21 protein-coding genes are annotated in these 25,910 nt (G+C 63.6%); 13 read left to right on the top strand and 8 right to left on the bottom strand.

Annotated features, from left to right (window positions below):
• Nucleotides 1-345 precede the first annotated feature (345 nt).
• The 9 genes from pcaR to pcaC all read left to right on the top strand — a co-directional run bounded on the left by pcaR (nucleotide 346) and on the right by pcaC (nucleotide 10,038).
• A complete protein-coding gene (gene pcaR, locus ACLCGK_RS08485) occupies nucleotides 346-1,236 on the top strand; it encodes a pca regulon transcriptional regulator PcaR (RefSeq protein WP_013974048.1) in 891 nt (296 codons plus the stop codon).
• Between the two features lie 327 nt (nucleotides 1,237-1,563).
• Nucleotides 1,564-2,910 carry an MFS transporter gene (locus tag ACLCGK_RS08480; RefSeq protein WP_023660978.1) on the top strand — a complete coding sequence of 449 codons (1,347 nt, stop codon included), beginning with the start codon at nucleotides 1,564-1,566 and terminating at the stop codon, nucleotides 2,908-2,910.
• A 239-nt stretch (nucleotides 2,911-3,149) separates the two neighbouring features.
• Nucleotides 3,150-4,010, top strand: coding sequence for a CoA transferase subunit A (locus ACLCGK_RS08475; protein ID WP_015271654.1), 861 nt, complete (start codon nucleotides 3,150-3,152; stop codon nucleotides 4,008-4,010).
• A complete protein-coding gene (locus tag ACLCGK_RS08470; RefSeq protein WP_015271653.1) occupies nucleotides 4,007-4,786 on the top strand; it encodes a CoA-transferase subunit beta in 780 nt (259 codons plus the stop codon). Before ACLCGK_RS08475 ends, ACLCGK_RS08470 begins: the two co-directional genes overlap by 4 nt.
• A complete protein-coding gene (gene pcaF / locus ACLCGK_RS08465) occupies nucleotides 4,783-5,988 on the top strand; it encodes a 3-oxoadipyl-CoA thiolase (RefSeq protein ID WP_169774743.1) in 1,206 nt (401 codons plus the stop codon). The genes ACLCGK_RS08470 and pcaF overlap by 4 nt, the downstream gene beginning before the upstream one ends.
• Nucleotides 5,989-6,177: 189 nt before the next feature.
• Entirely contained in the window at nucleotides 6,178-7,467 is a 1,290-nt protein-coding gene (locus ACLCGK_RS08460) for an MFS family transporter (RefSeq protein ID WP_015271652.1), read from the top strand.
• 9 nt (nucleotides 7,468-7,476) lie between these two features.
• Nucleotides 7,477-8,829, top strand: coding sequence for a 3-carboxy-cis,cis-muconate cycloisomerase (locus ACLCGK_RS08455; RefSeq protein ID WP_410951816.1), 1,353 nt, complete (start codon nucleotides 7,477-7,479; stop codon nucleotides 8,827-8,829).
• 11 nt (nucleotides 8,830-8,840) lie between these two features.
• The gene (pcaD, locus tag ACLCGK_RS08450; protein ID WP_410951815.1) at nucleotides 8,841-9,632 is read left to right on the top strand and encodes a 3-oxoadipate enol-lactonase; all 792 of its coding nucleotides are present in this window, start codon (nucleotides 8,841-8,843) and stop codon (nucleotides 9,630-9,632) included.
• A 10-nt stretch (nucleotides 9,633-9,642) separates the two neighbouring features.
• Complete coding sequence (gene pcaC / locus ACLCGK_RS08445) at nucleotides 9,643-10,038, top strand: 4-carboxymuconolactone decarboxylase (RefSeq protein WP_054571991.1); 396 nt, start codon at nucleotides 9,643-9,645, stop codon at nucleotides 10,036-10,038.
• Between the two features lie 113 nt (nucleotides 10,039-10,151).
• Here the strand turns inward: pcaC and ACLCGK_RS08440 are convergent, their stop codons facing one another.
• The 6 genes from ACLCGK_RS08440 to ttgA all read right to left on the bottom strand — a co-directional run bounded on the left by ACLCGK_RS08440 (nucleotide 10,152) and on the right by ttgA (nucleotide 19,358).
• The gene (locus ACLCGK_RS08440) at nucleotides 10,152-10,676 is read right to left on the bottom strand and encodes a DUF962 domain-containing protein (RefSeq protein ID WP_410951814.1); all 525 of its coding nucleotides are present in this window, start codon (nucleotides 10,674-10,676) and stop codon (nucleotides 10,152-10,154) included.
• Between the two features lie 194 nt (nucleotides 10,677-10,870).
• Nucleotides 10,871-11,794, bottom strand: a complete 924-nt coding sequence (locus ACLCGK_RS08435) for a LysR family transcriptional regulator (RefSeq protein ID WP_410951813.1) — start codon at nucleotides 11,792-11,794, stop codon at nucleotides 10,871-10,873.
• Nucleotides 11,795-11,977: 183 nt separating this feature from the next.
• The gene (locus ACLCGK_RS08430; RefSeq protein ID WP_410951812.1) at nucleotides 11,978-13,234 is read right to left on the bottom strand and encodes an OprD family porin; all 1,257 of its coding nucleotides are present in this window, start codon (nucleotides 13,232-13,234) and stop codon (nucleotides 11,978-11,980) included.
• Between the two features lie 359 nt (nucleotides 13,235-13,593).
• Nucleotides 13,594-15,051: an AdeC/AdeK/OprM family multidrug efflux complex outer membrane factor gene (locus ACLCGK_RS08425; protein WP_013974037.1), complete on the bottom strand. Its 1,458-nt coding sequence runs from the start codon at nucleotides 15,049-15,051 to the stop codon at nucleotides 13,594-13,596.
• Nucleotides 15,048-18,200, bottom strand: a complete 3,153-nt coding sequence (gene ttgB / locus ACLCGK_RS08420; protein ID WP_015271645.1) for a multidrug efflux RND transporter permease subunit TtgB — start codon at nucleotides 18,198-18,200, stop codon at nucleotides 15,048-15,050. Before ttgB ends, ACLCGK_RS08425 begins: the two co-directional genes overlap by 4 nt.
• 3 nt (nucleotides 18,201-18,203) lie before the next feature.
• Nucleotides 18,204-19,358, bottom strand: a complete 1,155-nt coding sequence (ttgA, locus tag ACLCGK_RS08415) for a toluene efflux RND transporter periplasmic adaptor subunit TtgA (protein WP_013974035.1) — start codon at nucleotides 19,356-19,358, stop codon at nucleotides 18,204-18,206.
• Nucleotides 19,359-19,616: 258 nt separating this feature from the next.
• Between ttgA and ttgR the strand changes: the two genes are divergently transcribed.
• A complete protein-coding gene (gene ttgR / locus ACLCGK_RS08410; RefSeq protein WP_013974034.1) occupies nucleotides 19,617-20,249 on the top strand; it encodes an efflux transport transcriptional regulator TtgR in 633 nt (210 codons plus the stop codon).
• A 221-nt stretch (nucleotides 20,250-20,470) separates the two neighbouring features.
• Here the strand turns inward: ttgR and ACLCGK_RS08405 are convergent, their stop codons facing one another.
• Nucleotides 20,471-21,922, bottom strand: a complete 1,452-nt coding sequence (locus ACLCGK_RS08405; protein WP_410951811.1) for an MDR family MFS transporter — start codon at nucleotides 21,920-21,922, stop codon at nucleotides 20,471-20,473.
• 488 nt (nucleotides 21,923-22,410) lie between these two features.
• Here ACLCGK_RS08405 and ACLCGK_RS08400 point away from each other — a divergent pair, with 488 nt between their 5' ends.
• Nucleotides 22,411-23,280, top strand: a complete 870-nt coding sequence (locus ACLCGK_RS08400; protein WP_003259571.1) for an oxaloacetate decarboxylase — start codon at nucleotides 22,411-22,413, stop codon at nucleotides 23,278-23,280.
• A gap of 25 nt (nucleotides 23,281-23,305) precedes the next feature.
• On the opposite strand, the gene ACLCGK_RS08395 is transcribed toward ACLCGK_RS08400, so the two are convergent.
• Nucleotides 23,306-24,211, bottom strand: coding sequence for a LysR family transcriptional regulator (locus ACLCGK_RS08395; protein WP_410951810.1), 906 nt, complete (start codon nucleotides 24,209-24,211; stop codon nucleotides 23,306-23,308).
• Nucleotides 24,212-24,314: 103 nt separating this feature from the next.
• Here ACLCGK_RS08395 and ACLCGK_RS08390 point away from each other — a divergent pair, with 103 nt between their 5' ends.
• Together ACLCGK_RS08390 and ACLCGK_RS08385 are read left to right on the top strand one after the other, a co-directional pair.
• On the top strand, nucleotides 24,315-25,190 hold the full coding sequence (locus tag ACLCGK_RS08390; protein ID WP_410951809.1) for an MBL fold metallo-hydrolase: 876 nt from the start codon (nucleotides 24,315-24,317) through the stop codon (nucleotides 25,188-25,190).
• Nucleotides 25,191-25,217: 27 nt separating this feature from the next.
• Nucleotides 25,218-25,832, top strand: coding sequence for an NAD(P)-dependent oxidoreductase (locus tag ACLCGK_RS08385; protein ID WP_410951808.1), 615 nt, complete (start codon nucleotides 25,218-25,220; stop codon nucleotides 25,830-25,832).
• Nucleotides 25,833-25,910: the final 78 nt, after the last annotated feature.

Below are 25,910 nucleotides of genomic sequence, written 5' to 3'. Positions count from 1 at the left end.
ATTCGCCGAACATCGTAATTTACCCAACCCTGACATCACAAGACGCAAGTAATGGAATGCATTCGATGACAGTTTGGGCCTTTCGTACAAGTTTGAAAGGCAATACGGACAAAAGTTCGTTGCAGTGCAGCAGCGGGACCGTCGACCGGGAGGGTAATGAAAAACGGCCTCGCCAAAAGGCGAGGCCGTTGCCTGGGGACTTCTACGGTGGGTACCTGACCAGTCTCTCCAAAGAAGCCACAAGTGGCATGAGAAAGGTATAAGTAAAAGTGTCAGCGGTCAATTGCGATTATCGGCCGTTTGTTCGATAATCGCACGAGTGGGCGTTTTTTTTTGAGGTGTGCGATGAGTGACGAAACCTTGGCCAGCGATTCCGTCAATCCAGAGTCGGTCAACCTGGAGCAGGGGCGACCTGCCTCGGCAGCCCTGGCACCACCGATCGTGGCGTCACCGGCCAAGCGCATCCAGGCCTTTACCGGCGACCCGGACTTCATGACTTCCCTGGCGCGAGGCCTGGCAGTCATCCAGGCCTTTCAGGAACGCAAGCGCCACCTGACCATCGCCCAGATCAGCCACCGCACCGAAATCCCCCGTGCTGCGGTACGCCGTTGCCTGCACACGTTGATCAAGCTGGGTTACGCCACCACCGACGGGCGCACCTATTCGCTGTTGCCCAAAGTGCTGACGCTGGGGCATGCGTACCTGTCGTCGACGCCGCTGGCGATTTCCGCCCAGCCTTACCTGGACCGCATCAGCGACCAGCTGCACGAGGCGGCCAACATGGCCACGCTCGAAGGTGACGACATTCTTTATATAGCCCGTTCGGCCACCGTGGAGCGGCTGATTTCGGTCGACCTGTCGGTGGGCGGGCGCCTGCCGGCCTATTGCACATCGATGGGGCGCATCCTGTTGGCGGCCATGGACGACACCAGCCTGCGTGAATACCTGGAGCGTGCCGACCTGAAGGCGCGTACCAGCCGTACCTTGCACGACCCCGAGTCGCTGTTCGCCTGTATCCAGCAGGTGCGTGCCCAGGGCTGGTGCGTGGTAGACCAGGAACTGGAGCAGGGGCTGCGCTCGATTGCGGTGCCGGTGTATGACGCCTCGGGGCAGGTGCTGGCTGCGTTGAATGTGAGTACCCATGTCGGGCGGGTGACGCGCAGTGAGCTGGAGCAGCGGTTCTTGCCGATCCTGCTCGCAGCCAGCCGGGACCTTTGCCATCAGTTGTTTGGCTGAGCCCCGCAGGGCGCACAGCGCGCCACTTTCAAATTTAGAACAGGAAAAACCCTTTCCTGTGCGATAAACGCACAGTGTCGTTCGCGGTGAATTGCGCCGCTTCCGCCCGCTGATTAATGTCTCTCGCAACGGTCGGCTGTGCCGACCGAACAAGAAAAACATAAGAGGCACTTAACATGAATACTGTCCCCTCGCTGCCGCGGCCGCACCCGCGCGCAGTACCGTTATATCCAGGCTGACGCCGGCCGCATTCCCCAAATCATCGTCCTCTGTACCGTTTGATCGCGTGCAGTGGGCTGGCTGTGCCCCTCATTCTGGAAAACAATAATGAATCAAGCGCAAACCAACGTCGGCAATAGCCTCGACGTCCAGTCGTTCATCAATCAGCAGCCGCTGTCCCGCTACCAATGGCGGGTGGTGTTGCTGTGCTTCCTGATCGTCTTCCTCGATGGCCTGGACACCGCCGCCATGGGCTTCATCGCCCCGGCCCTTTCGCAGGAGTGGGGGATAGACCGCGCCAGCCTCGGCCCGGTCATGAGTGCTGCATTGATCGGTATGGTTTTCGGTGCCCTCGGCTCCGGCCCACTGGCGGACCGTTTTGGCCGCAAGGGCGTGCTGGTGGGCGCAGTGCTGGTATTCGGTGGCTTCAGCCTGGCCTCGGCCTACGCCACCAACGTCGATCAGTTGCTGGTGTTGCGCTTCCTGACTGGCCTGGGCCTTGGTGCAGGTATGCCCAACGCCACCACGCTATTGTCTGAATATACCCCCGAGCGCCTCAAGTCGCTGTTGGTGACCAGCATGTTCTGCGGCTTCAACCTGGGCATGGCCGGTGGTGGTTTCATTTCCGCCAAGATGATCCCGGCCTACGGCTGGCACAGCCTGCTGGTGATCGGTGGCGTGCTGCCGTTGCTGCTGGCGCTTGTGCTGATGGTGTGGCTGCCGGAGTCAGCGCGGTTCCTGGTGGTGCGCAACCGGGGGACCGACAAGGTGCGCAAGACCTTGTCGCCCATCGCGCCACAGGTGGTGGCCGAGGCGGGCAGCTTCAGCGTGCCGGAGCAAAAGGCAGTGGCTGCGCGCAACGTGTTTGCGCTGATCTTCTCCGGTACCTACGGCATGGGCACCATGCTGTTGTGGCTGACCTATTTCATGGGCCTTGTGATCGTCTATCTGCTGACCAGCTGGTTGCCAACCTTGATGCGCGACAGCGGCGCGAGCATGGAACAGGCTGCCTTCATCGGCGCACTGTTCCAGTTCGGTGGCGTGCTGAGCGCCGTCGGTGTGGGTTGGGCCATGGACCGCTTCAATCCGCACAAGGTGATCGGCATTTTCTACCTGCTGGCCGGGGTGTTCGCCTACGCCGTGGGGCAGAGCCTGGGCAACATCACCGTATTGGCCACGCTGGTGCTGGTTGCCGGCATGTGCGTGAACGGCGCCCAATCGGCGATGCCTTCGCTGGCGGCGCGCTTCTATCCAACACAGGGCCGCGCCACAGGGGTATCGTGGATGCTGGGTATCGGCCGCTTCGGTGCGATTCTCGGGGCCTGGAGTGGTGCGACGCTGCTGGGGCTGGGCTGGAACTTCGAACAGGTGCTGACGGCATTGCTGGTGCCGGCGGGGCTGGCGACCGTGGGTGTGATCGTGAAAGGGCTGGTGAGCCACGCTGACGCGACCTGACGCAATGACCTCATTGCCGGCAAGTCAGCTCCCACAGGAATGCATCAGGCCCCGAGCCGGTGCGGTACCTGTGGGAGCTGGCTTGCCGGCGATGAGGCCAGTACAGGCAGTGAGGGGAGATAGGTAGGGATGCAATAATTGGTTCGATAATCGCACAAATAGTCGATTATCGGATTGTAAGCCACCCACCAGTCTCCTTAATCTGAGCTCACCGAAGCACCCTGACCAGGAGTCTCCAAATGGCTGCAATTCTCCCGCTTCACGAAGCCGTGAAGCAGTTCATCCAGGATGGCGATACCGTCGCCCTCGAAGGTTTCACCCACCTGATCCCGACTGCCGCCGGCCACGAGATCATCCGTCAGGGCAAGCGCGACCTGACCCTGGTGCGCATGACTCCGGACCTGATCTACGACCAGCTGATCGGCGCCGGCTGCGCCAGCAAGCTGATCTTCTCCTGGGGTGGTAACCCAGGTGTCGGTTCGCTGCACCGCCTGCGTGATGCCGTCGAGAAGCAGTGGCCACACGCCATCGAAATTGAAGAACACAGCCATGCCGACCTGGCAAACGCCTATGTCGCCGGTGCTTCTGGCCTGCCGTTCGCCGTGCTGCGTGCCTACGCCGGCTCCGACCTGCCGAAGGTCAACCCGCTGATCAAGAGCGTCACCTGCCCGTTCACCGGGGAAGTGCTGGCAGCCGTGCCGTCGGTGCGCCCGGATGTGACCGTGATCCACGCGCAAAAGGCCGACCGCAAAGGCAACGTGCTGCTGTGGGGCATCCTCGGTGTGCAGAAGGAAGCCGCCCTGGCCGCCAAGCGCTGCATCGTCACCGTCGAGGAAATCGTCGACGACCTGCAGGCCCCGATGAACGCCTGTGTGCTGCCGACCTGGGCCCTGAGCGCGGTATGCCTGGTACCTGGCGGTGCGCACCCGTCCTATGCCCACGGCTACTACGAGCGTGACAACCGCTTCTACCAGGCCTGGGACCCGATCGCGCGTAGTCGCGAATCGTTCACCGCCTGGATCGACACCTACATCCGTGGCACTGCCGATTTCAACGAATTCAAGGCCAAGCTGGCCAGCACTGCGGAGGCCGCACAATGAGCTACTCCACTTCCGAAATGATGACCGTCGCTGCAGCCCGTCGCCTGCGCAACGGTGCTGTGTGCTTCGTCGGCATCGGCCTGCCATCCAAGGCTGCCAACCTGGCGCGCCTGACATCGTCGCCAGACGTGGTGCTGATCTACGAATCCGGCCCGATCGGCGCCAAGCCAAGCGTGCTGCCGCTGTCTATCGGCGACGGCGAGCTGGCCGAAACCGCTGACACCGTGGTGCCGACCGGCGAGATCTTCCGCTACTGGCTGCAAGGTGGGCGCATCGACGTCGGCTTCCTCGGCGCCGCCCAGGTCGACCGCTTCGGCAACATCAACACTACCGTCGTCGGTGATTACCACGCCCCGAAAACCCGCCTGCCAGGTGCTGGTGGCGCACCGGAAATCGCTGGTTCCGCCAAGCAGGTACTGATCATCCTCAAGCAGTCGCCGCGTGCCTTTGTCGACAAGCTGGACTTCATCACCTCGGTTGGCCACGGTGAAGGCGGCGACTCGCGCAAACGCCTTGGCCTGCCAGGCGACGGCCCGGTCGGTATCATCACCGACCTGTGCATCATGGAGCCGGAAGCCGGGACCCACGAATTCGTCGTCACTGCGATCCACCCGGGTGTGACCCGCGAGCAGATCATCGCCGCCACTGGCTGGGCGATCCGCTTTGCCGACGATGTGCAGACCACCGCCGAACCGACCGAAGTCGAGCTGTCCGCTCTGCGTGACCTCGAAGCCCGTACCGCCGCGGCCCATGGCCAGGTCGCAGGAGAAGCCTGATGCGCGACGTATTCATCTGTGACGCCATTCGCACCCCGATCGGCCGCTTCGGTGGCGCCCTGGCCGGCGTGCGGGCCGACGACCTGGCCGCCGTGCCACTGAAGGCGCTGATCGAGCGCAACCCGACCGTGCAGTGGGATCAGGTTGACGAAGTGTTCTTCGGCTGCGCCAACCAGGCTGGTGAAGACAACCGCAACGTGGCACGCATGGCGCTGCTGCTGGCCGGCCTGCCGGAGAGCATTCCGGGTGTCACCTTGAACCGCCTGTGCGCGTCGGGCATGGATGCCATCGGCACTGCCTTCCGCGCCATTGCCAGCGGCGAAATGGAGCTGGCGATTGCCGGCGGCGTCGAGTCGATGTCGCGTGCCCCGTTCGTCATGGGCAAGGCCGAAAGCGGCTATTCGCGCAACATGAAGCTCGAAGACACCACCATCGGCTGGCGTTTCATCAACCCGCTGATGAAGAGCCAGTACGGTGTGGACTCCATGCCGGAAACCGCCGACAACGTGGCCGACGATTACCAGGTTTCGCGTGCCGACCAGGACGCCTTCGCCCTGCGCAGCCAGCAGAAGGCAGCTGCGGCCCAGGCCGCCGGCTTCTTCGCCGAAGAGATCGTGCCGGTGCGTATCGCGCACAAGAAGGGCGAGACCATCGTCGAGCGTGACGAACACCTGCGCCCGGAAACCACGCTGGAAGCCTTGACCAAGCTCAAGCCGGTCAACGGCCCGGACAAGACCGTCACCGCTGGCAATGCCTCGGGCGTGAACGACGGTGCCGCGGCGTTGATCCTGGCTTCGGCCGAGGCTGTGAAGAAACACGGCCTGACCCCACGTGCCCGCGTACTGGGCATGGCCAGCGCCGGTGTTGCACCGCGAGTGATGGGCATTGGTCCGGTGCCGGCAGTGCGCAAGCTGACCGAGCGCCTGGGTGTGGCGGTGAATGATTTCGATGTGATCGAGCTCAACGAAGCCTTTGCCAGCCAAGGTCTGGCGGTGCTGCGTGAGCTGGGTGTGGCCGACGATGCACCGCAGGTGAACCCCAACGGCGGTGCCATCGCCCTGGGCCACCCGCTGGGCATGAGCGGTGCGCGCCTGGTGCTGACTGCGCTTCACCAGCTGGAGAAGAGCGGTGGGCGTAAGGGCCTGGCGACCATGTGTGTGGGCGTAGGCCAAGGTTTGGCGCTGGCCATCGAGCGGGTTTGACTTGTACCGGCCTCTTCCCGGGTAAACCCGCCCCCCCAGGGGGAACCACGCCTCCCGCGGTGGGAGCGGGCTTGCCCGCGAAGAGGCCGGTCCTGCCAGACTCAAGGCCAGTTGCCAGCCAGATAGCGGAACGAGTGTGTTACCAGGTGTGTCTAGAATTACCTGCGACCCTCCAGGAGTAAACTCACCATGACCTCAACCTATTACACCGGCGAAGAACGCAGCAAACGCATCTTCGCTATCGTTGGTGCCTCTTCAGGCAACCTGGTGGAATGGTTCGACTTCTACGTCTATGCCTTCTGCGCGATCTACTTTGCCCCGGCTTTCTTCCCCTCCGACGACCCCACCGTGCAGTTGTTGAACACGGCAGGCGTGTTCGCCGCGGGCTTTCTGATGCGCCCCATCGGTGGCTGGATCTTCGGCCGCCTCGCTGACCGCCATGGTCGCAAGAATTCCCTGATGATCTCGGTGCTGATGATGTGCTTCGGCTCCCTGATGATCGCCTGCCTGCCTACCTATGCCAGCATCGGCACCTGGGCCCCGGCGCTGCTTTTGCTGGCCCGGTTGATCCAGGGCCTGTCGGTAGGCGGCGAATACGGCACCACTGCCACTTACATGAGTGAAGTAGCCCTGCGCGGCCAGCGCGGTTTCTTCGCCTCGTTCCAGTACGTGACCCTGATCGGCGGCCAGTTGCTGGCGGTGCTGGTGGTGGTGATCCTGCAGCAACTGCTCACCGAAGAAGAGCTGCGCGCCTGGGGCTGGCGCATTCCGTTCGTGGTCGGTGCCATTGCCGCACTGATCTCGCTGATGCTGCGCCGCTCGCTGCATGAGACCAGCAGCGCCGAAACCCGCCAGGACAAGGATGCCGGCACCATCAAGGGCCTGTTCCGCGATCATGCGGCGGCCTTCATCACCGTGCTCGGCTATACCGCGGGCGGTTCGCTGATCTTCTATACCTTCACCACCTACATGCAGAAGTACCTGGTCAACACCGCTGGCATGACCGCGAAGAACGCCAGCTATGTGATGACCGGTGCGCTGTTCCTGTTCATGGTGCTACAGCCGTTCTTTGGCATGCTCTCCGACCGCATCGGTCGGCGTAATTCGATGATGCTGTTCGGTGCCCTGGGGACGCTGTTTACCGTGCCGTTGCTGATGGCGCTGAAAACCGTGAGCAGCCCGTTCATGGCCTTCGTGCTGATTACCCTGGCGTTGTGTATCGTCAGTTTCTATACCTCGATCAGCGGCCTGGTGAAGGCCGAGATGTTCCCGCCGCAAGTACGCGCACTGGGCGTGGGCCTGGCCTATGCAGTGGCGAACGCGGCGTTCGGCGGTTCGGCCGAGTACGTGGCCCTGGGCCTGAAGACCCTGGGCATGGAAAACACTTTCTACTGGTACGTGACGGCGATGATGGCGATTGCCTTCCTGTTCAGCCTGCGCCTGCCGAAGCAGGCGGCCTACCTGCACCACGATAATTAAGGACGTGGCATGACCAACCAACTGTTCGACGCCTACTTCACCGCACCGGCCATGCGCGAGATCTTCTCCGACCGTGGCCGCCTGCAGGGCATGCTCGATTTCGAGGCGGCGCTGGCGCGTGCCGAGGCGGCTGCCGGGCTGGTCCCGCATAGCGCTGTAGCGGCCATCGAGGCGGCGTGCCACGCCGAGCGCTATGACGTTGACGCGCTGGCCAATGCCATCGCCACTGCTGGCAACTCGGCGATCCCGCTGGTGAAGGCGTTGGGCAAGGTGATTGCCAGTGGCGTGCCCGAAGCCGAGCGCTATGTGCACCTGGGCGCCACCAGCCAGGACGCGATGGACACCGGGCTGGTCCTGCAGCTGCGTGCTGCCCTCGACCTGATCGAAGCCGATCTAGGCAAGCTCGCCGATACCCTGTCGCGCCAGGCTTTGCAGCACGCCGACACGCCGCTGGTGGGGCGCACCTGGCTGCAGCACGCCACCCCCGTGACCTTGGGGATGAAACTGGCCGGTGTGCTGGGCGCCTTGACCCGTCACCGCCAGCGCTTGCATGAGCTGCGCCCACGCTTGCTGGTGCTGCAGTTCGGCGGCGCCTCGGGCAGCCTGGCGGCGTTGGGCAGCAAGGCGATGCCGGTAGCCGAAGCCCTGGCCGAGCAGCTCAAGCTGACCCTGCCCGAGCAGCCCTGGCACACCCAGCGCGATCGCCTGGTGGAGTTTGCCTCGGTGCTGGGCCTGATCGCTGGTAGCCTGGGCAAGTTCGGACGCGATGTCAGCTTGCTGATGCAGACCGAGGCGGGGGAACTGTTCGAGCCTTCCGCGCCGGGCAAGGGTGGGTCTTCGACCATGCCGCACAAGCGCAACCCTGTCGGCGCCGCGGTGCTGATCGGCGCCGCGACCCGCGTGCCGGGGCTGGTCTCTACGCTGTTCGCCGCCATGCCCCAGGAGCATGAGCGCAGCCTTGGCCTGTGGCATGCCGAATGGGAAACCCTGCCGGACATCTGCTGCCTGGTCTCTGGTGCGCTGCGCCAGGCCCAGGTGATTGCCGAGGGCATGGAAGTGGATGCCGCGCGCATGCGCCGTAACCTCGACCTGACCCAGGGCCTGGTGCTGGCCGAAGCGGTGAGCATCGTCCTCGCCCAGCGCCTGGGCCGCGACCACGCCCATCACCTGCTGGAGCAGTGCTGTCAGCGCGCTGTGGCCGAACAGCGCCACCTGCGCACCGTGCTGGGTGAAGAGCCGCAGGTCAGTGCCGAGCTGTCTGCCGAAGAACTCGATCGCTTGCTCGACCCTGCCCATTACTTGGGCCAGGCCCGCGTCTGGGTGGCGCGCGCCGTGTCCGAACATCAACGTTTCACTGCCTGAAGGAGACCGCTGTGGCGCACTTGCAACTGGCCGATGGCGTTTTGAATTACCAGATCGATGGCCCGGAAAACGCCCCGGTGCTGGTCCTGTCCAACTCGCTGGGCACCGACCTGGGCATGTGGGACACGCAGATACCACTGTGGAGCCAGCACTTGCGCGTGCTGCGCTACGACACCCGTGGCCACGGTGGGTCGCTGGTCACTGAAGGCCCCTACAGCATCGAACAGCTGGGCCGTGACGTGCTGGCCCTGCTCGATGGCCTGGATATCGCCAAGGCGCACTTCGTCGGCCTGTCGATGGGCGGCTTGATCGGCCAGTGGCTGGGCATCAACGCCGGCGAGCGCCTGCACAGCCTGACCCTGTGCAACACCGCCGCCAAGATCGCCAACGACGAGGTGTGGAACACCCGTATCGACACCGTGCTCAAGGGCGGCCAGCAGGCCATGGTCGACCTGCGCGATGCCTCCATCGCCCGCTGGTTCACCCCAGGCTTCGCCCAGGCCCAGCCAGCGCAGGCCCAGCGCATCTGCCAGATGCTGGCGCAAACCAGCCCGCAAGGTTATGCCGGCAACTGCGCGGCGGTGCGTGATGCCGATTACCGCGAGCAACTGGGCCGTATCCAGGTGCCGGCGCTGATCGTTGCCGGTACCGAGGACGTGGTGACCACTCCGGAGCACGGCCGCTTCATGCAGGCCGGTATCGCGGGTGCCGAGTACGTCGACTTCCCGGCGGCGCACCTGTCCAACGTCGAGATCGGCGCGGCGTTCAGTCGCCGTGTGCTCGACTTCCTGCTGGCTCACTGAGGATACCGCCATGGACGAGAAACAACGTTACGACGCCGGCATGCAAGTACGCCGCGCAGTGCTTGGCGATGCCCACGTGGACCGCAGCCTGGAGAAGCTCAACGAATTCAACGGCGAGTTCCAGGAGATGATCACCCGCCACGCCTGGGGTGACATCTGGACCCGCCCGGGCCTGCCGCGCCATACCCGTAGCCTGATCACCATCGCCATGCTGATTGGCATGAACCGCAACGACGAGCTGAAGCTGCACCTGCGCGCGGCGGCCAACAACGGCGTGACCCGCGACGAAATCAAGGAAGTGCTGATGCAGAGCGCGATCTATTGCGGCATTCCGGCGGCCAATGCCACCTTCCACATGGCTGAGTCGGTGTGGGATGAGCTGGGTGTGGAGTCGCGACAGCAGTAATGCCTGTACCGGCCCTATCGCCGGCAAGCCAGCTCCCACTGGGATTGCATCAGGCTTGAGGGCAGTGCAGTCCCTGTGGGAGCTGGCTTGCCGGCGATAGGGCCATGGAATGTTTACATGGCCGCATTCTTCTGCCGCATGGCCACCGGGCCGGCTTTGCTTTCCACAGCCTGCTTCAGGGCTGGGCACAGGCCGAGCATGAATGCCGCTTCTGCCACCACGAACAACGGCCCGATGATCAATCCGCTGACATCGTCGACAAACGCCGGTTTGCGGCCTTCGTAGTAATGGCCGACGAACTGGATGATCCAGCCCACCACGAACGCTCCCAGCCCGGTGCCGAGCCACAGCGCTGTCGTCTGCATCGCCAGCACCTGGCCGACCCATAGGCATAGCCCAAGCAACAACCCCATCACCAGGCCGAAGCGCAGGTCCAGGCGAAGGTAGAACCAGACCGAGGCCGCCGCCGCAGGCAGGGCAGGGGACAGCCACATGCCCGCTACCTCCCAGCCAGGGCGCGACAACAGAATGGTGACCGCCAGCACGATCATCGGGATGCCGACGAAGTGGGTGGCGATGTTGCGTGGGTCGCGGTGGTAGCTGGCGTATTGGCTCAGGTGGTCGACGAGGGTTTTCATTGTTGTGCCTCCCTGTTCAGCTTTGTTTTGCCTGAACCGGCCTCTTCGTGGGCTTGCCCGCTCCCACAGGATCACCACAGTTTTCAAACCAGGTGGATTACCTGTGGGAGCGGGCGAGCCCGCGAAGAGGCCAGTACAGGCAACCTGTGACCGGATAGTGATCAGGATAGCCCGCAGCCACCACCATCATCAGCTCAGCGAATGGCAGCAGCCCGCACTGGCATATCCAGCCCCACCAGCGTCTCGATCATCGCTCGCGCCGCCGGCGACAGCCGGTAACCGCTGCGGCTGACCACGCCACAGCGCACACTCAGCACTTCCAGCGCCGGTGGCAGGTTGCGCCAGTGCAGGCGCACCAGCCGGCCGCTGGCCAGGTCTTCGGCAACTGCTTCCTCGCTGGCGGTGCCGATGGCATCGCTGGCCTGCACCACACTGCGCAGCACGGCCAGGTGCTCGGTTTGCAGGTGCGGGGTGAAATCGCTGCGCCCGCTCAGGTTGGCCAGGCGCTTGCGCACACCGGGGGCGAGCAGGGCGCTGGCCAGCGGGTAGCTGAACAGGTCGTTGGTCGACAGGCTGTCCTTGGCCAGCAATGGGTGCCCCGGGCGGCAGAAGAACAGGCCGGGGCGCGTTGAAAGGGGCTCGGTGTGAAAGTTGGGATCGGCTTCGAACGGTCGGATATCGTCGACGAAAAATTCGATCTGCTCGCGGCGCAGGGCCTGGCCGAGGCGTTCGGCGTTGTCCACCAGCAGTGAGGTGCGGATGCCCGGGTGGCGTTCGAGAAAGTGGCGCAGGGCTTCGGGCACCAGGCGCACGGCCAGCGCCGGGCCGCTGCCGAAATGCAGTTCGCCGGCGTCGAGCTTGGTCATCTGCAGCACTTCGTTGCTCAGCTGCGCGGCACCTTGTACCAGGCGCCGGGCATGTTGCAGCACCACCAGGCCTTCGGGGGTGGGCGGCAGGGCTTTGCTGGCGCGGTCGACCAGTGGGCAGCCGAAGCTGTGTTCCAGGCTCTGGATGGCACGGCTGAAGGCGGGTTGGGTGATGCCAATGGCCTCGGCGGCACGGACGAAGCTGCGGTATTCGGTGAGGGCGATGAAGTAGCGCAGCTGACGGAGGTCCATGTCATGGCTCTGGGGCGGGGATCAGGGGCCTATTCAAGCGGTTGCTGCATATGTCGTCAAAGAAGGTTTATTGATTTGTTTATAGCTTAGGGTTATTTGTTGTAGCTTCTGGCCTCTTCGCGGGCATGCCCGCTCCCACAGGGACCGCACAGGTTTCAAGGCTGGTGCGGTCCCGCGAAGAATTCAGAGGAGATTCAGCGGGTAACTCAGGATCAACCGGTTCTCATCGAACGAGTTGGTGCTGAAGTCCCGGCGCATGGTGGAGTTGCGCCACTTCACCGACAGGTCCTTGAAGCTGCCCGACTGCACCACATAGGCCAACTCGGTTTCCCGCGCCCATTCCTTGCCATCGTCCACGCCGCCTGCGGTGACGTTGTCACCCTTGATGTAGCGGTTCATCAGGGTCAGGCCTGGCACGCCAACGGTGGCAAAGTTGAAGTCATGGCGCACCTGCCAGGAGCGCTCCTTGGCGTTGTCGAAGCTGGAGTTGTAGCTGTCGTTTGCCAGGGTGCCGCCACTGGTGCCGTTCACCCGCATCCAGGCGTCGTCGCCGCTGACTTTCTGCAGGCCGACGTAGAAGGTGTGGCCCTGATAGCGCGCGGAGAGCATGGCCGAGGCCGTGCGGTTGTCCAGTTCGCCGGCGCGTTCGGCGCCGTCTTCCTTGCCGATGAAGTAGCCCAGGTTGGCGCCCAGGGTCCAGTCGCCCAAGGGCTGGCTGTGCACCAGGTTGAGGTACTGCTGGCGGTAGATGTCCTTGAGCTGGGCATTCCACAGGCCGATCATGGTGCGCTTGTCGTTGAAGGTGTATTCGCCGCCGCCAAAGTTGAAACGGTCGGAGGTGAACGCTGCCTTGCCGTTCATCGACATGTCTTCCATGCTGGCGTCGTTGCGCGGGCTGTTGCCGCGGAACTGGCCGGCGTACAGGGTCAGGCCGGCGATTTCCTTCGAGGTCAGCTGGCCGCCGCGGAAGGTCTGCGGCAGCGAGCGGCCATCGTCCGAGCGCAGGATCGGCAGTACCGGCATCCATTCACCCACTTTCAGCTCGGTTTCGGACAGCTTGGCTTTCAGTGCCACGCCCAGGCGGCCGAAGTCATCGGCGGGGCGGCCATCGTCGTGCACCGGTAGCAGGTGAGTATTGGTGGTGCCTTTGCCGCCATCGAGCTTGACCGAATACAGGCCCAGTACGTCCACGCCGAAACCGATGGTGCCCTGGGTAAAGCCGGAGCGGGCGTCGAGGATGAAGCTCTGCGTCCACTCTTCGGCCTTGGCCTGCGGGTGGGCCGGGTCGACGAAGTTGCGGTTGATGTAGAAGTTTCGCAGGTTGAGGGTGGCCTTCGCGTCCTCCAGGAAACCACCTTGGTCGGCGGCGAACACGGGGAGTGCGCAGGACATGGCCAACAGGCCGGGCAGCAGCTGGCGTGCGGGTAGCAAAGTGCTCATCTGTCGTGGATCTCTTGTTTTTATGGGCGAGCCGGTACGTTGCAGGATGCGGCCTGCAGGTGCGGGTCTTTTGGGATGAACCGGGGCAACGTTGCGTGGGAGGATGGTGCGGGGTATGGCTGGGGTGAGGCAATTCGCCACAAGCGGAAGCGGGCGATAATCGAACGGAATGTTCTGGTTGGTTAATTGTTTTTCCTGTGCTGGCCTCTTCGCGGGCTTGCCCGCTCCCACAGGATCATCCCAGCCTCGGAAACTGTGGTGGCCCTGTGGGAGCGGGCGAGCCCGCGAAGAGGCCGGTCCAGGCAACACAAAACAAAAAGCCCACCGCGAGGGAGGGCTTGATGCTTTGACAGCTTCAATCAGCTCTTCGGTGCTTCCACCGCAGCCTGCTGGTTGTTGGCCTGCCCGGTCTGCTCGTACCAGCCACCGCCAAGCGCCTTGTACAGGTTGACCTCGCTGGTCAGCTGCGACAAGCGGTCGCCGATCAGTGCCTGCTGGGCGCTGAACAGGTTGCGCTGGGCGTCGAGGAAGGTCAGGTTGCTGTCGATACCGATGCGATAGCGGCGCTCAGCCAGGCGGTAGTAGTCCTGGTTCGCCTGCACCAGGTCGCGTTGCGCCTGCAGCTGCTCTTCGAAGGTCTTGCGCGCCGCCAGGCCATCGGAGACTTCCTGGAAAGCGGTCTGGATGGTCTTTTCGTACTTGGCGACGTTGATGTCCTTCTGAATCTTCGAGTAGTCCAGGCTGGCCTTCAGGCTGCCGGCGTTGAAGATCGGCAGGTTGATCTGCGGCTGGAACAGCCAGGTGCCCTGGCCGCCCGAGAACAGATGGCCCATGTCGGGGCTCAGGCTGCCGGCATTGGCAGTCAGGCTGATGCTCGGGAAGAACGCTGCGCGGGCTGCACCAATGTTGGCATTGGCGGCCTTGAGCAGGTGCTCGGCTTCCTGGATGTCCGGGCGACGCTGGAGGATGTCCGACGGCAGGCCGGCCGGTACTTCGGCCAGTTGGTCGGCATTGAGCTCCAGCGGCTTGGCCAGGTCGGCGGGAATGCCGGTGCCCAGCAGCACGGTCAGGCTGTTGACGTCCTGGGCGACCAGGCGCTGGTACTGCGAGTACTTGACCCGGGCGCCTTCCACGGCGGTACGCGCCTGGCTGACGTCCAGCGCCGAGGCTACGCCGACTTCGTTGCTGCGACGGGTGAGGTTGTAGCTTTCCTCGTAGGTCTTCAGCGTTTCTTCGGTCAGCTTGAACAGCGCCTGGTCGGCCTGCCAGGTGTAGTAGGCGTTGGCCACGCTGGCCACCAGGCTGATCTGCGTGGAGCGACGCGCCTGTTCGCTGGACAGGTAGGTTTCCAGGGCCTGCTCGGTCAGGCTGCGCACGCGGCCGAACAGGTCCAGCTCATAGGCGCTGACGCCCAGGGTGGCCGAGTACTGGCTGGTGATGCCCGCTTCGCCCGTCTGCGACATGTTCGCCGGTACGCGCTGGCGGCTGCCGCTACCGTTGGCCGAAACCGCAGGGAACAGGTCGGCACGCTGGATGCGGTACTGCGCACGGTAGGCGTCGATGTTCAACGCGGCAACGCGCAGGTCGCGGTTGTTCACCAGCGCGGTCTGGATCAGCTGCTGCAGGGCCGGGTCGTGGAAGAACTGACGCCAGCCCTGTTCGGCGGCGGCAACCTCCGCCGACTGCGTCGGCGAGTAAGCCGGGCCTTGCGGCCACTGCGCAGCCACCGGCGATTCCGGGGTCTGGTAGTCAGGGATCAGCGAGCAGCCGCCAAGAATGAAAGCGGTTACTGCCAGGGACAACAAAGACTTGGTCATTGCCCAGCCTCATAACGTGGAGTTTCAGGGGTGACGTCTTTTTCCGGCTCTTTGCTGCCGAACAGTGACGACACTGCGACGAAGAACAGTGGTACCCAGAAGATAGCCAGCACGGTCGCACTGATCATGCCGCCGATCACGCCAGTACCGATGGCATGCTGGCTGCCGGCGCCGGCGCCGCTGGCGATAGTCAACGGTACCACGCCGAGGATGAACGCCAGCGAGGTCATGATGATCGGGCGCAGACGCATGCGGCACGCCTCGATCGCCGCGTCGTACAGGCTGCGGCCTTGCTCGTGCAGTTCCTTGGCGAACTCGACGATCAGAATGGCGTTTTTCGCCGCCAGGCCGATGGTGGTCAACAGGCCGACCAGGAAGTACACGTCGTTGGACAACCCGCGCAGGCTGGTGGCGATCAGGGCACCGATGATACCCAGCGGTACTACCAGTACCACGGCGATCGGGATCGACCAGCTTTCGTACAGGGCTGCCAGGCACAGGAACACGAACAGTACCGAGAGGGCGAACAGTGCCGGCATCTGCGAACCGGAGAGTTTTTCCTCGTAGGACATGCCGGTCCAGGAGAAGCCGATGCCGCTTGGCAGTTCGCCAGCAATGCGCTCGACCTCGGCCATGGCTTCACCGGTGCTGTAACCCGGGGCCGGAGCACCGAGGATTTCCATTGCCTCGACGCCGTTGTAACGCGACAGCTTCGGCGAACCGTAGGTCCATTCGCCCTTGGCGAAGGAGGAGAACGGCACCATTTCGCCGGCGCCATTGCGCACGTACCACTTCTGCAGGTCTTCCGGGCTCATCCGCGCGTTCGGCTCGCCCTGGATGTACACCTTCTTGACCCGGCCACGGTCGATGAAGTCGTTGACGTAGCTGGCACCCAAGGCAATCGACAGGGTGTTGTTGATGTCGGCGATGGTCACACCCAGGGCGCTGGCACGCTCGTCATCGATGGTCAGCTGGTACTGCGGCTCGTCGTTCAGGCCGTTCGGTCGCACGGCGCTGAGGATCTTGCTCTGCGCGGCCTTGGCCAGGAACTGGTTGCGCGCTTCCATCAGCTTGGTATGGCCGACACCGCCGCGGTCCTGCAGGAACACGTCGAAGCCGGTGGCGTTACCCAGTTCGAGCACCGCAGGCGGGGCAAAGGCGAACACCATCGCATCGCGGAAGGTGAAGAAGTGCTGCTGAGCGCGCTGGGCAAGGGCGAACACGCTGTTTTCCTTGGAGCGTTCATCCCACGGCTTGAGCATGATGAATGCCATACCCGAGCTCTGGCCACGGCCGGCGAAGTTGAAGCCGTTGACGGTGAACACCGAAGCCACGGTGTCGGCCTCTTCGCTGAGCAGGTACTCACGCATCTGGTCGACCACCACCTGGGTGCGCTCGGCACTGGAGCCGGCCGGGGTCTGTACCTGGGCGAACAATACGCCCTGGTCTTCTTCCGGCAGGAATGCGGTAGGGATGCGGGCGAACAGCCAGATCATGCCGACCACGATCAGCGCGTAGGCCAGCAGGAACGGTACCTTGTTGCGCAGGATGGTGCCCACGCTGCGCTCGTAGCCGGTTACGCTGCGGTCGAAGTTGCGGTTGAACCAGCCAAAGAAGCCGCGCTTGGCCACATGGTGCTCGCCCTTCTTCAGCGGCTTGAGCATGGTGGCGCACAGGGCCGGGGTGAAGATGAGCGCCACCAGCACCGACAGGCCCATGGCCGAGACGATGGTGATGGAGAACTGCCGGTAGATCACACCTGTGGAGCCGCCGAAGAACGCCATGGGCAGCAGTACCGCCGACAGCACCAGGGCGATACCCACCAGGGCACCCTGGATCTGCTCCATCGAGCGCTTGGTCGCTTCCTTGGGCGGCAAGCCTTCCTCGGACATCACCCGCTCGACGTTCTCCACCACGACGATGGCGTCGTCCACCAGCAAGCCGATGGCCAGGACCATGGCGAACATGGTCAGGGTGTTGATGCTGAAGCCGGCAGCGGCAAGGATGCCGAAGGTACCCAGCAACACAACCGGTACGGTCATGGTGGTGATGATGGTGGCGCGGAAGTTCTGCAGGAACAGGTACATCACCAGGAACACCAGGACCACGGCTTCGATCAGGGTGTGGATAACGCCACTGATCGATTCGGTGACCACCGGGGTGGTGTCATACGGGAATACCGCTTTCACCCCAGGCGGGAAGAACGGTTCCAGGTCGGCGATGGTCTGGCGCAGGGCCTTGGCGGTGTCCAGGGCGTTGGCACCGGTAGCCAGTTTAACTGCCAGGCCGGAGGCCGGCTTGCCGTTGAACTGGGCGCTGACGGCATAGTTTTCACCACCCAGGCCAACCTGGGCGACATCACCCAGACGCACCTGCGAACCGTCGCTGTTGACCTTGAGCAGGATCTTCTCGAACTGCTCGGCAGTCTGCAGGCGGGTCTTGCCGATGATGGTGGCGTTCAGCTGGGTACCCGGCATGGCCGGCAGGCCGCCGAGCTGGCCGGAGGACACCTGCACGTTCTGCGCGGCCACGGCGGTCTTGACGTCGACCGGGGTCAGCTGGAACTTGTTCAGCTTGGCCGGATCGAGCCAGATACGCATGGCGTACTGCGCACCGAACACCTGGAAGTCACCCACACCCGCGGTACGCGAGATCGGGTCCTGCATGTTGGAAACGATGTAGTTGGCCAGGTCGTCCTTGGTCATGCTGCCGTCTTCGGACACCAGGCCGATCACCAGCAGGAAGTTCTTCACTGCCTTGGTGACGCGGATACCTTGCTGCTGCACTTCCTGCGGCAGCAGCGGGGTAGCCAGGTTCAGCTTGTTCTGCACCTGCACCTGCGCAGTGTCTGGGTTAGTGCCCTGCTCGAAGGTGGCGGTAATGGTCATGCTGCCGTCGGAGTTACTCTCCGACGACACATAACGCAGGTTGTCGATACCGTTGAGCTGCTGCTCGATCACCTGTACCACGGTGTCCTGCACGGTTTGCGCCGAGGCGCCCGGGTAGGTCACGGCGATGGCGATGGCCGGCGGCGCGATGCTGGGGTACTGGTTGATCGGCAGCTTCAGGATCGACAAGGCGCCGACCAGCATGATCACCAAGGCGATCACCCAGGCGAAGATCGGGCGATCGATAAAGAACTTCGACATGGTTTACTCCGCTTTGGCGTCTGCTTTCGCCGCGTTGGCCTGAACAGGGCTGGCCGGCTTCTTGACGTTGGTGGCTTCGCTGACCTTGACCTCGACGCCCGGGCGCACGTACTGCAGCCCTTCGGTGATCAGGCGGTCGCCCGGGTTCAGGCCTTCCTCGATCAGCCAGTCGCTGCCCAGGGTACGGTTGGCCTTGAGCTGGCGCAGTTCGACCTTGTTCTCCTGGTTGACCACCAGCGCGGTCGGCGCGCCTTTCAGGTCGCGGGTCACGCCCTGTTGCGGGGCCAGGATGGCGTTGGCGTTGACCCCGGCCTTGAGCCGCGCATGCACGAACATGCCTGGCAGCAGGGTGTGATCGGGGTTGGGGAACAGGGCGCGCAGGGTGACCGAGCCGGTGGTCTCGTCGACCGCGACTTCGGAGAACTCCAGGCGGCCTTCCTGCTTGAACAGGCTGCCGTCTTCCAGCACCAGCTGCACCGAGGCGGCGTTGTCGCCGGCCTTTTGCAGCTGGCCGCTTTCCAGGTCACGGCGCAGCTTGAGGAGTTCGGCGGTGGACTGGGTTACGTCGACGTAGATCGGGTCGAGTTGCTGGATGGTAGCCATGGCGTTGGCCTGGCCATTGCTCACCAGTGCACCTTCGGTGAACGAAGAACGGCCGATACGGCCGCTGATCGGTGCCAGGACCTTGGTGTAGCGCAGGTCGATCTGCGCGCTTTTGAGCGAAGCCTCGGCCTGCAATCGTTTGGCATTGGCGTCGTCGTATTCCTGCTTGGAGACAGCCTGTTCGTCGATCAGCTGCTTGTAGCGCTCGGCCAGCGAGCGGGTGGCCTGCAGGTTGGCCTGGGCATTGGCCAGGTTGGCTTCGTACACGGCAGGGTCGATCTGGTACAGCTGCTGGCCTTCCTTGACCTCACTGCCTTCCTTGAACAGGCGCTTGAGGATGATGCCGTTGACCTGCGGGCGCACTTCGGCGACGCGGTAGGCAGTGGTACGCCCCGGTAATTCCGAGGTCAGGGTGAAGGCTTGGGGCTGGATGGTCACGACGCCGACCTGAGGAGCCTGCGCCGCTGGCGCTGCTTCTTCTTTCTTACAGCCACTGAGCAGGGTTGCCAGGGCGACGGCGGAAACCAGAGCGGTAACGGCTGGCTTGAATTGCATGAGGATCCTCGGGTCGCTGGAGCTGGGAGACGCTCAAGAGTAATGGAAGAGTCTTGATCTGGAAAAATTGCTATCCGGTGGATAAATAGCTTGCTAAGGAATATACTTACATTCATGGTTGTTTGTAAATACCGCTGGGTTGTACTCGGGTACTGCCACAGCTCTTGATTAGCTCCCCCGCGAGGCGCCCTGCAGAGGTGCCCCCGGAGTGTTCCCCGCACGCGCCGCGCGTTCGGGGCAGATGAGGTTTGTACTGCCATGGTCCGTCGAACCAAAGAAGAAGCCCAGGAAACCCGCGCCCAGATCATCGAGGCGGCGGAAAAGGCCTTCTACAAGCGCGGGGTTGCGCGAACCACCCTGGCCGACATCGCCGAACTGGCGGGTGTGACGCGAGGAGCGATCTACTGGCATTTCAACAACAAGGCCGAGTTGGTGCAGGCGTTGCTCGACAGCCTGCATGAAACCCATGACCACCTGGCGCGGGCGAGCGAAAGCGAGGACGAAGTGGACCCGCTTGGCTGCATGCGCAAGCTGTTGCTGCAAGTGTTCAACGAGCTGGTGCTCGATGCCCGAACCAGGCGTATCAACGAAATCCTGCATCACAAGTGCGAGTTCACCGATGACATGTGTGAAATTCGCCAGCAGCGCCAGGCTGCTGTGCTGGATTGCCACAAGGGCATCACCCTGGCGTTGGCCAATGCCGTGCGCCGGGGCCAGTTGCCAGGCGAGCTTGATGTCGAGCGCGCGGCGGTGGCCATGTTCGCCTATGTCGATGGCCTGATCGGGCGCTGGCTGTTGCTGCCTGACAGTGTCGATTTGTTGAAGGATGTCGAAAAATGGGTCGACACCGGGCTGGATATGCTGCGCTTGAGCCCGGCTCTGCGCAAATGACACTTTGTTAAGGATTGTGAGGGAGTGTTACCCCTTTGTGTTAAGGGGGGATTAATGCTTCCGGATGACCTTGAACAAATCACAGATCCTGTGGGAGCGGCCTTGTGTCGCGATAGGGCTGCGCAGCAGCCCCGGCAATTTGTGCATCACTGCTGAAATCCTGGGGCCGCGTCGCGGCCCTTTCGCGACACAAGGCCGCTCCCACAGAGATCGCGTAGCTTCTAGCGTCCGCGCAGTTGCCGGTCGGGCAATGCAAACGCTGCAAACAGTCCCAGCACGGCTACCCCGGCACTCCCCATCAACAACTGCCGGAACGTCTCGAGCAACCGCCCCTGTGTCACCAGGTCCACTTCACCGGCCTTCAGGCTCCCCAGCAACGGATTACCCAGCGACTCGAACCCGCCCTGGTGCAGCAGCGCCAGCAGCATGCTGGACATGCACGCCACTCCCATGGCCCCGCCCAGCGAGCGGAACAGGTTGGTGGTGCTGGTGGCCACGCCGATGTCCTTGCTGTCCACCGCGCTTTGCGTGCCTACCAGCGAGGTCGGGAACTGCAGCCCGCAAGCGATGCCGGTCAGCAGCATGAACAGTGCACTGAGCAAGACCGACTGCGGCGGGGTCAGCGCCATGGCGAAAATGGCCAGTGGCATCAGCAGTGCGCCGGCCAGGATCTGCGGCTTGTAGCGCCCGGTCAGGCTGGTCATGCGCCCGCCGGTGAAGGCACCCATGGGCAGCCCCATCACCAGCGGCAGGAGGTGCAGGGCAGCACTGTCGGCGCCGGCACCGGTGATGCCCTGGTAGCGCAACGGCATGAGCATGGTCAGGGAGATCGACTGGAAGCTGGCGAAGAAGATCACGCCCCAGCACAGCACCGCCACGCGGTTGCCGAACAGGCCGAGTGGCAGCAGTGGATCCCGGCAGCGGCGTTCATGGGCGATGAACAGCATCAGGCCCAGCGCGGCGCAGGCGAACAGGGCCAGCACGGCCGGGTCGGCCCAGGCGTGGCCCTGGCCGACCAGGGTAATGCCCAGCAACAGGCTACCCAGGCCGAGGATCAGCAGCACGGCGCCAAGGTAGTCCACCTGCGCCTCGCGGCGCTGCGCCGGCATGCCGCCGAGGGCGCGGCGGATCGCCCACAGTGCAACCAGCCCCAGCGGCAGGTTGATCCAGAACACCCAGCGCCATGACAGGTATTCGGTCAGCCAGCCGCCCAGCACCGGCCCGGCGACGCTGGCCACCGCGTACATGCTGCTGAAATAGCCCTGGTAGCGGCCGCGCTCTCGCGGGGGCACGAAGTCGCCGATGATCGCCTGGCTCACCGAGACCATGCCGCCGGCACCAATGCCCTGCAGTACCCGGGCCAGCACCAGTTGCTGCATGTCCTGGGCCAGGGCGCAGGCGATCGAGGCCAGGGTGAACAGGCTGATGCCGGTGAGGATCATCCTGCGCCGCCCGTACAGGTCGCCCAGCTTGCCGTAGATCGGCACGGCCACGGTCATCGCCACCATGTAGCCGGAGATGACCCAGGCCAGCAGGCCGACATCGTTGAACTGCGCCGAGATCGCCGGCAGCGAGACGGCAACGATGGTCTGGTCCAGGGCGCCGAGGAAGATCGCCAGCATCAGGGCGGTGAGCACGTTGCGCAGGGTGGTGGGGGGCAGGGCGGCGGTCACGGGGATACCTTGTTTATCGGTTGAGGCCTCTTCGCGGGCACGCCCGCTCCCACAGGTACAACACAGGGCTTGAAGGCTGTGGTGTACCTGTGGGGCAGGGCGGCGGTCACGGGGATACCTTGTTTATCGGTTGAGGCCTCTTCGCGGGCGTGCCCGCGAAGGGGCCCCGAAATTGTAACCTGAGTTAGGTAGCTTCCTATCCACTATCTGCATCCCCTATGCAAGATCGGCATTGGCGCATTCATTCAGTGCTGCATGGCTGCGTGATATCGTTGGTATGCCACAGAGGCCGAAAATCGGGGGTTTGCACCAGCTTGGTGCAACATTATGCCGCAGGTTTTTGCGCCGCTGTCTCCCACACCTTTTATTCCTCTGCCTGCATGTCGAGCATGACCGCCCAGATGGCGACGGTTGGAACAGGCCAGGTAGACCCGATTACAGGGGTCGGTAGTTACCGTTCGAATTTCAACTTATTTTGCGGAGTGATCATGCCCAAGGCTTCCCATCAAGATCTGCGTTTTGCCTTCCGCGAGCTGCTCGCTTCAGGTTCCTGTTATCACACCGCATCGGTGTTCGACCCGATGTCGGCACGCATTGCCGCAGACCTGGGCTTCGAGGTCGGCATCCTCGGTGGCTCCGTCGCTTCGCTGCAGGTACTGGCTGCACCGGACTTCGCCCTGATCACCCTCAGCGAGTTCGTCGAGCAGGCCACCCGTATTGGTCGCGTGGCACAACTGCCGGTGCTGGCTGACGCCGACCACGGCTATGGCAACGCGCTGAACGTCATGCGCACGGTCATCGAACTGGAGCGCGCCGGCGTGGCTGCGCTGACCATCGAGGACACCCTGCTACCTGCCCAGTTCGGGCGCAAGTCCACCGACTTGATCCCGGTTGAAGAGGGCGTCGGCAAGATCCGTGCGGCGTTGGAGGCACGGGTCGATTCGTCGCTGTCGATCATTGCCCGGACCAACGCTGGCGTGCTCACCACCGAAGAAATCATCGTGCGTACCCAGAGCTACCAGAAGGCCGGAGCCGATGGCATCTGCATGGTGGGGGTGAAGGACTTCGAGCAACTCGAGCAGATTGCCGAGCACTTGACGGTGCCATTGATGCTGGTGACCTACGGCAACCCGAACCTGCGTGACGACGAGCGCCTGGCACGCCTGGGCGTGCGCATCGTGGTCGATGGTCACGCGGCCTACTTTGCCGCGATCAAGGCCACCTACGATTGCCTGCGGCTGCAGCGCGGCCAGCAGAACAAGTCGGAAAACCTCAGCGCCACCGAACTCTCGCACACCTACACCCAGCCCGAGGACTACATCCGCTGGGCCAAGGAGTACATGAGCGTCGAGGAGTGACAATGCCATTCCTGTAGGAGCGGCTTTACAAGTCCTGATCCCACTCCGGTTCGTCCTTGAACCACTGCACAAGAAAATCCAGCATGCTGCGCAAGGTCGCCGGCATGTGCTTGCGTGAGGTGTACACCGCATTCAGGTTCAGCTCGCGCGGGCTGGCTTCGGGCAGCAGGCGCACCAGTTCACCCCGGCGCAGGGCCTGCGCGGCCTGGTAGGTCGGCAGCATGGCGATACCTGCGCCGGCCAGCGCCGCCTTCTGCAGTGTCATCGCCTCGTTGGCACTGATGTTCCCCGCCACTGGCACGGCGACTTGCTGGCCGGCTACCTCGAAATGCCACAGGCTGTGGCCGAAGTAGGCATGTGTCAGGCAGTTGTGCCGGCTCAGTTCCTCGACCCGTTGCGGCGTGCCGTGCTCGCGCAGGTAGGCCGGTGCCGCACACACTGCCGAGCGGCATACGCTCAGGCGCCGGGCGATAAGGTTGGGGTCCAGGTCATTGCTGGTGCGGATGGCCAGGTCGATGCGCTCGTCCACCAGGTTGACCGTGCGATCGAGCATCTGTAGTTCCACCTTCACCCCGGGGTAGCGTTGGACGTAAGCGGCCACAGCATCCACCAGTTGGGCCTGGCCGAAGGAGGTGCTGACGCTGATGCGCAGCGCGCCCTTGGGCGCGTCATCCGGCTGCTGCACCGCGGCCTGCAGGTCGCCAGCCAATTCCAGCAATTGCCGGCAGCGGGGCAGGGTTTCCTGGCCGGCGGCGGTGAGGCTGAGCTTGCGTGTGGTGCGCTGCATCAGCCGTGCGCCAACCCAGTCTTCCAGCTCTGCCAGGTAGCGCGATACCACTGGCCGCGACAGTTGCAGATGATCCGCCGCCGCCGACTGGCTGCCCAGGTCGACGACGGTGACGAAAACGCGCATGGCGTTGAGACGGTCCATGATTTGCCCGGTTTCAGAAACAAACTATGTTCGAGCATCGCATTTTTTGTCACGGATTGGGCAACTAAGCTGTTGGGCATTGTTCATCTGACGGGCGTTTGCGATGTCTCTTTTCACTCCCTTGCGTGGCCTGCTGCTGGCCTGTGTGACCCTGGCCGGCCCGGCGCTGGCTGCCGACCCCTTGCGGCTGGAGGTTTACAACCCCGGGCACGAGGCGATCTTCCCGGTCAGTTCGGTGATCGTCAGCGGCGAGCACGACGCCATCCTCGTCGATGCCCAGTTCGGCAAGGCCCAGGCCGAGCAGCTGGTGCAGCGCCTGCGGGCAGGCGGCAAGCAGCTGACCACTATCTACATCAGCCATGGCGACCCGGACTACTACTTCGGCCTGGATACCCTGACCCAGGCCTTCCCGGACGCCAAGGTGCTGGCGTCGGCCGCCACGGTTGCCCATATCCGCCAGACCAAGGATGCCAAGCTGGCCTACTGGGGCCCGCAGATGGGCGCGGACAAGCCGGCGCGGCTGGTGCTGCCACAGGTGCTCGAAGGCAACCGCCTGACGCTGGAAGGGCAGGACCTCGAGGTGGTCGGCCTCGACGGCTCGCAACCTGACCGCAGTTTTGTGTGGATCCCGTCGATCAAGGCGGTGGTCGGTGGCGTGGTGGTGTCGGAGAACATTCATGTGTGGATGGCCGACACGCAAACGGCCAAGTCCCACGCCGACTGGCTCGGCACCCTGGCGCACATCGAAGCGCTGGCGCCGCGCACGGTCATCCCCGGGCATTACCTGGAAGACAGCAGTCGATCGCTGGAGGCCGTGCATTTCACGGCGAACTACATTCGTGACTTCGATGCCGAGACCGCCCAGGCGAAAGACGCCGGTGCGTTGATCGCGGCGATGAAGCGACGTTACCCGAGCCTGGCCGATGAAAGCTCGCTGGAGCTGGGGGCCAAGGTCGCCAAGGGCGAGATGAAGTGGTAGTTCCGTTCAACTGATGGAGAGTATCCCATGAGCAAGATTGCAATCATCGGTGCCACTGGCCGCGCTGGCAGCCAGTTGCTGGAAGAGGCCCTGCGCCGTGGCCACAGTGTGCTGGCCATCGCCCGCGACCCGTCGCGGTTGCAGGGGCGGGAGGGGGTGACCGTCAAGGCGCTGGATGCCAAGGACAGCGCAGCCCTGCAAGCGGCGGTCGCGGGTGTGGATGCGGTGCTGAGTGCGGCGCATTTCTCGACCATCGAGCCACACGCCATCATCGAGCCAGTCAAACGGGCCGGGGTCAGGCGCCTGCTGGTGGTGGGGGGGGCCGGCAGCCTGTTGCTGCCGTCTGGGCATCGGGTGATCGACAGCCCGGACTTCCCCGAGGCATACAAGGCCGATGCCACTGCCGGAGTGCGTTTCCTGGAAGCGTTGCAACGGGAGCCGAACCTGGACTGGACCTTCCTGTCGCCGTCGGCGGAGTTCGTTGAAGGTGAGCGCAGCGGGCATTACAAGCTGGGCAAGGATCATCTGTTGATCGGCGCGGATGGCAAGAGCTGGATCACCTTTGCCGATTACGCGATTGCCATGCTCGATGAACTGGAAAAACCGGCGCATTCGCGGCAGCGTTTCACTGTCGGCTATTGAGTCGCCTGCTTCGCGGGCACGCCCGCTCCCACAGGTAAAGCACAGGTCTTGGAATCTGTGCTGTACCTGTGGGAGCGG

Source organism: Pseudomonas sp. S1(2024) (assembly GCF_046557535.1).
This window is presented reverse-complemented; position numbering and strand designations above follow the sequence as displayed.

What these genes read in the sequence shown, in the direction of transcription:
- pcaR (WP_013974048.1), top strand. Translation starts at nt 346, where the DNA reads ATGAGTGACGAAACCTTGGCCAGCGATTCCGTCAATCCAGAGTCGGTC.
- ACLCGK_RS08480 (WP_023660978.1), top strand. Translation starts at nt 1,564, where the DNA reads ATGAATCAAGCGCAAACCAACGTCGGCAATAGCCTCGACGTCCAGTCG.
- ACLCGK_RS08475 (WP_015271654.1), top strand. Translation starts at nt 3,150, where the DNA reads ATGGCTGCAATTCTCCCGCTTCACGAAGCCGTGAAGCAGTTCATCCAG.
- ACLCGK_RS08470 (WP_015271653.1), top strand. Translation starts at nt 4,007, where the DNA reads ATGAGCTACTCCACTTCCGAAATGATGACCGTCGCTGCAGCCCGTCGC.
- ACLCGK_RS08460 (WP_015271652.1), top strand. Translation starts at nt 6,178, where the DNA reads ATGACCTCAACCTATTACACCGGCGAAGAACGCAGCAAACGCATCTTC.
- ACLCGK_RS08455 (WP_410951816.1), top strand. Translation starts at nt 7,477, where the DNA reads ATGACCAACCAACTGTTCGACGCCTACTTCACCGCACCGGCCATGCGC.
- pcaC (WP_054571991.1), top strand. Translation starts at nt 9,643, where the DNA reads ATGGACGAGAAACAACGTTACGACGCCGGCATGCAAGTACGCCGCGCA.
- ACLCGK_RS08440 (WP_410951814.1), bottom strand. Translation starts at nt 10,676, where the DNA reads ATGAAAACCCTCGTCGACCACCTGAGCCAATACGCCAGCTACCACCGC.
- ACLCGK_RS08435 (WP_410951813.1), bottom strand. Translation starts at nt 11,794, where the DNA reads ATGGACCTCCGTCAGCTGCGCTACTTCATCGCCCTCACCGAATACCGC.
- ACLCGK_RS08430 (WP_410951812.1), bottom strand. Translation starts at nt 13,234, where the DNA reads ATGAGCACTTTGCTACCCGCACGCCAGCTGCTGCCCGGCCTGTTGGCC.
- ACLCGK_RS08425 (WP_013974037.1), bottom strand. Translation starts at nt 15,051, where the DNA reads ATGACCAAGTCTTTGTTGTCCCTGGCAGTAACCGCTTTCATTCTTGGC.
- ttgB (WP_015271645.1), bottom strand. Translation starts at nt 18,200, where the DNA reads ATGTCGAAGTTCTTTATCGATCGCCCGATCTTCGCCTGGGTGATCGCC.
- ttgA (WP_013974035.1), bottom strand. Translation starts at nt 19,358, where the DNA reads ATGCAATTCAAGCCAGCCGTTACCGCTCTGGTTTCCGCCGTCGCCCTG.
- ttgR (WP_013974034.1), top strand. Translation starts at nt 19,617, where the DNA reads ATGGTCCGTCGAACCAAAGAAGAAGCCCAGGAAACCCGCGCCCAGATC.
- ACLCGK_RS08400 (WP_003259571.1), top strand. Translation starts at nt 22,411, where the DNA reads ATGCCCAAGGCTTCCCATCAAGATCTGCGTTTTGCCTTCCGCGAGCTG.
- ACLCGK_RS08395 (WP_410951810.1), bottom strand. Translation starts at nt 24,211, where the DNA reads ATGGACCGTCTCAACGCCATGCGCGTTTTCGTCACCGTCGTCGACCTG.
- ACLCGK_RS08390 (WP_410951809.1), top strand. Translation starts at nt 24,315, where the DNA reads ATGTCTCTTTTCACTCCCTTGCGTGGCCTGCTGCTGGCCTGTGTGACC.
- ACLCGK_RS08385 (WP_410951808.1), top strand. Translation starts at nt 25,218, where the DNA reads ATGAGCAAGATTGCAATCATCGGTGCCACTGGCCGCGCTGGCAGCCAG.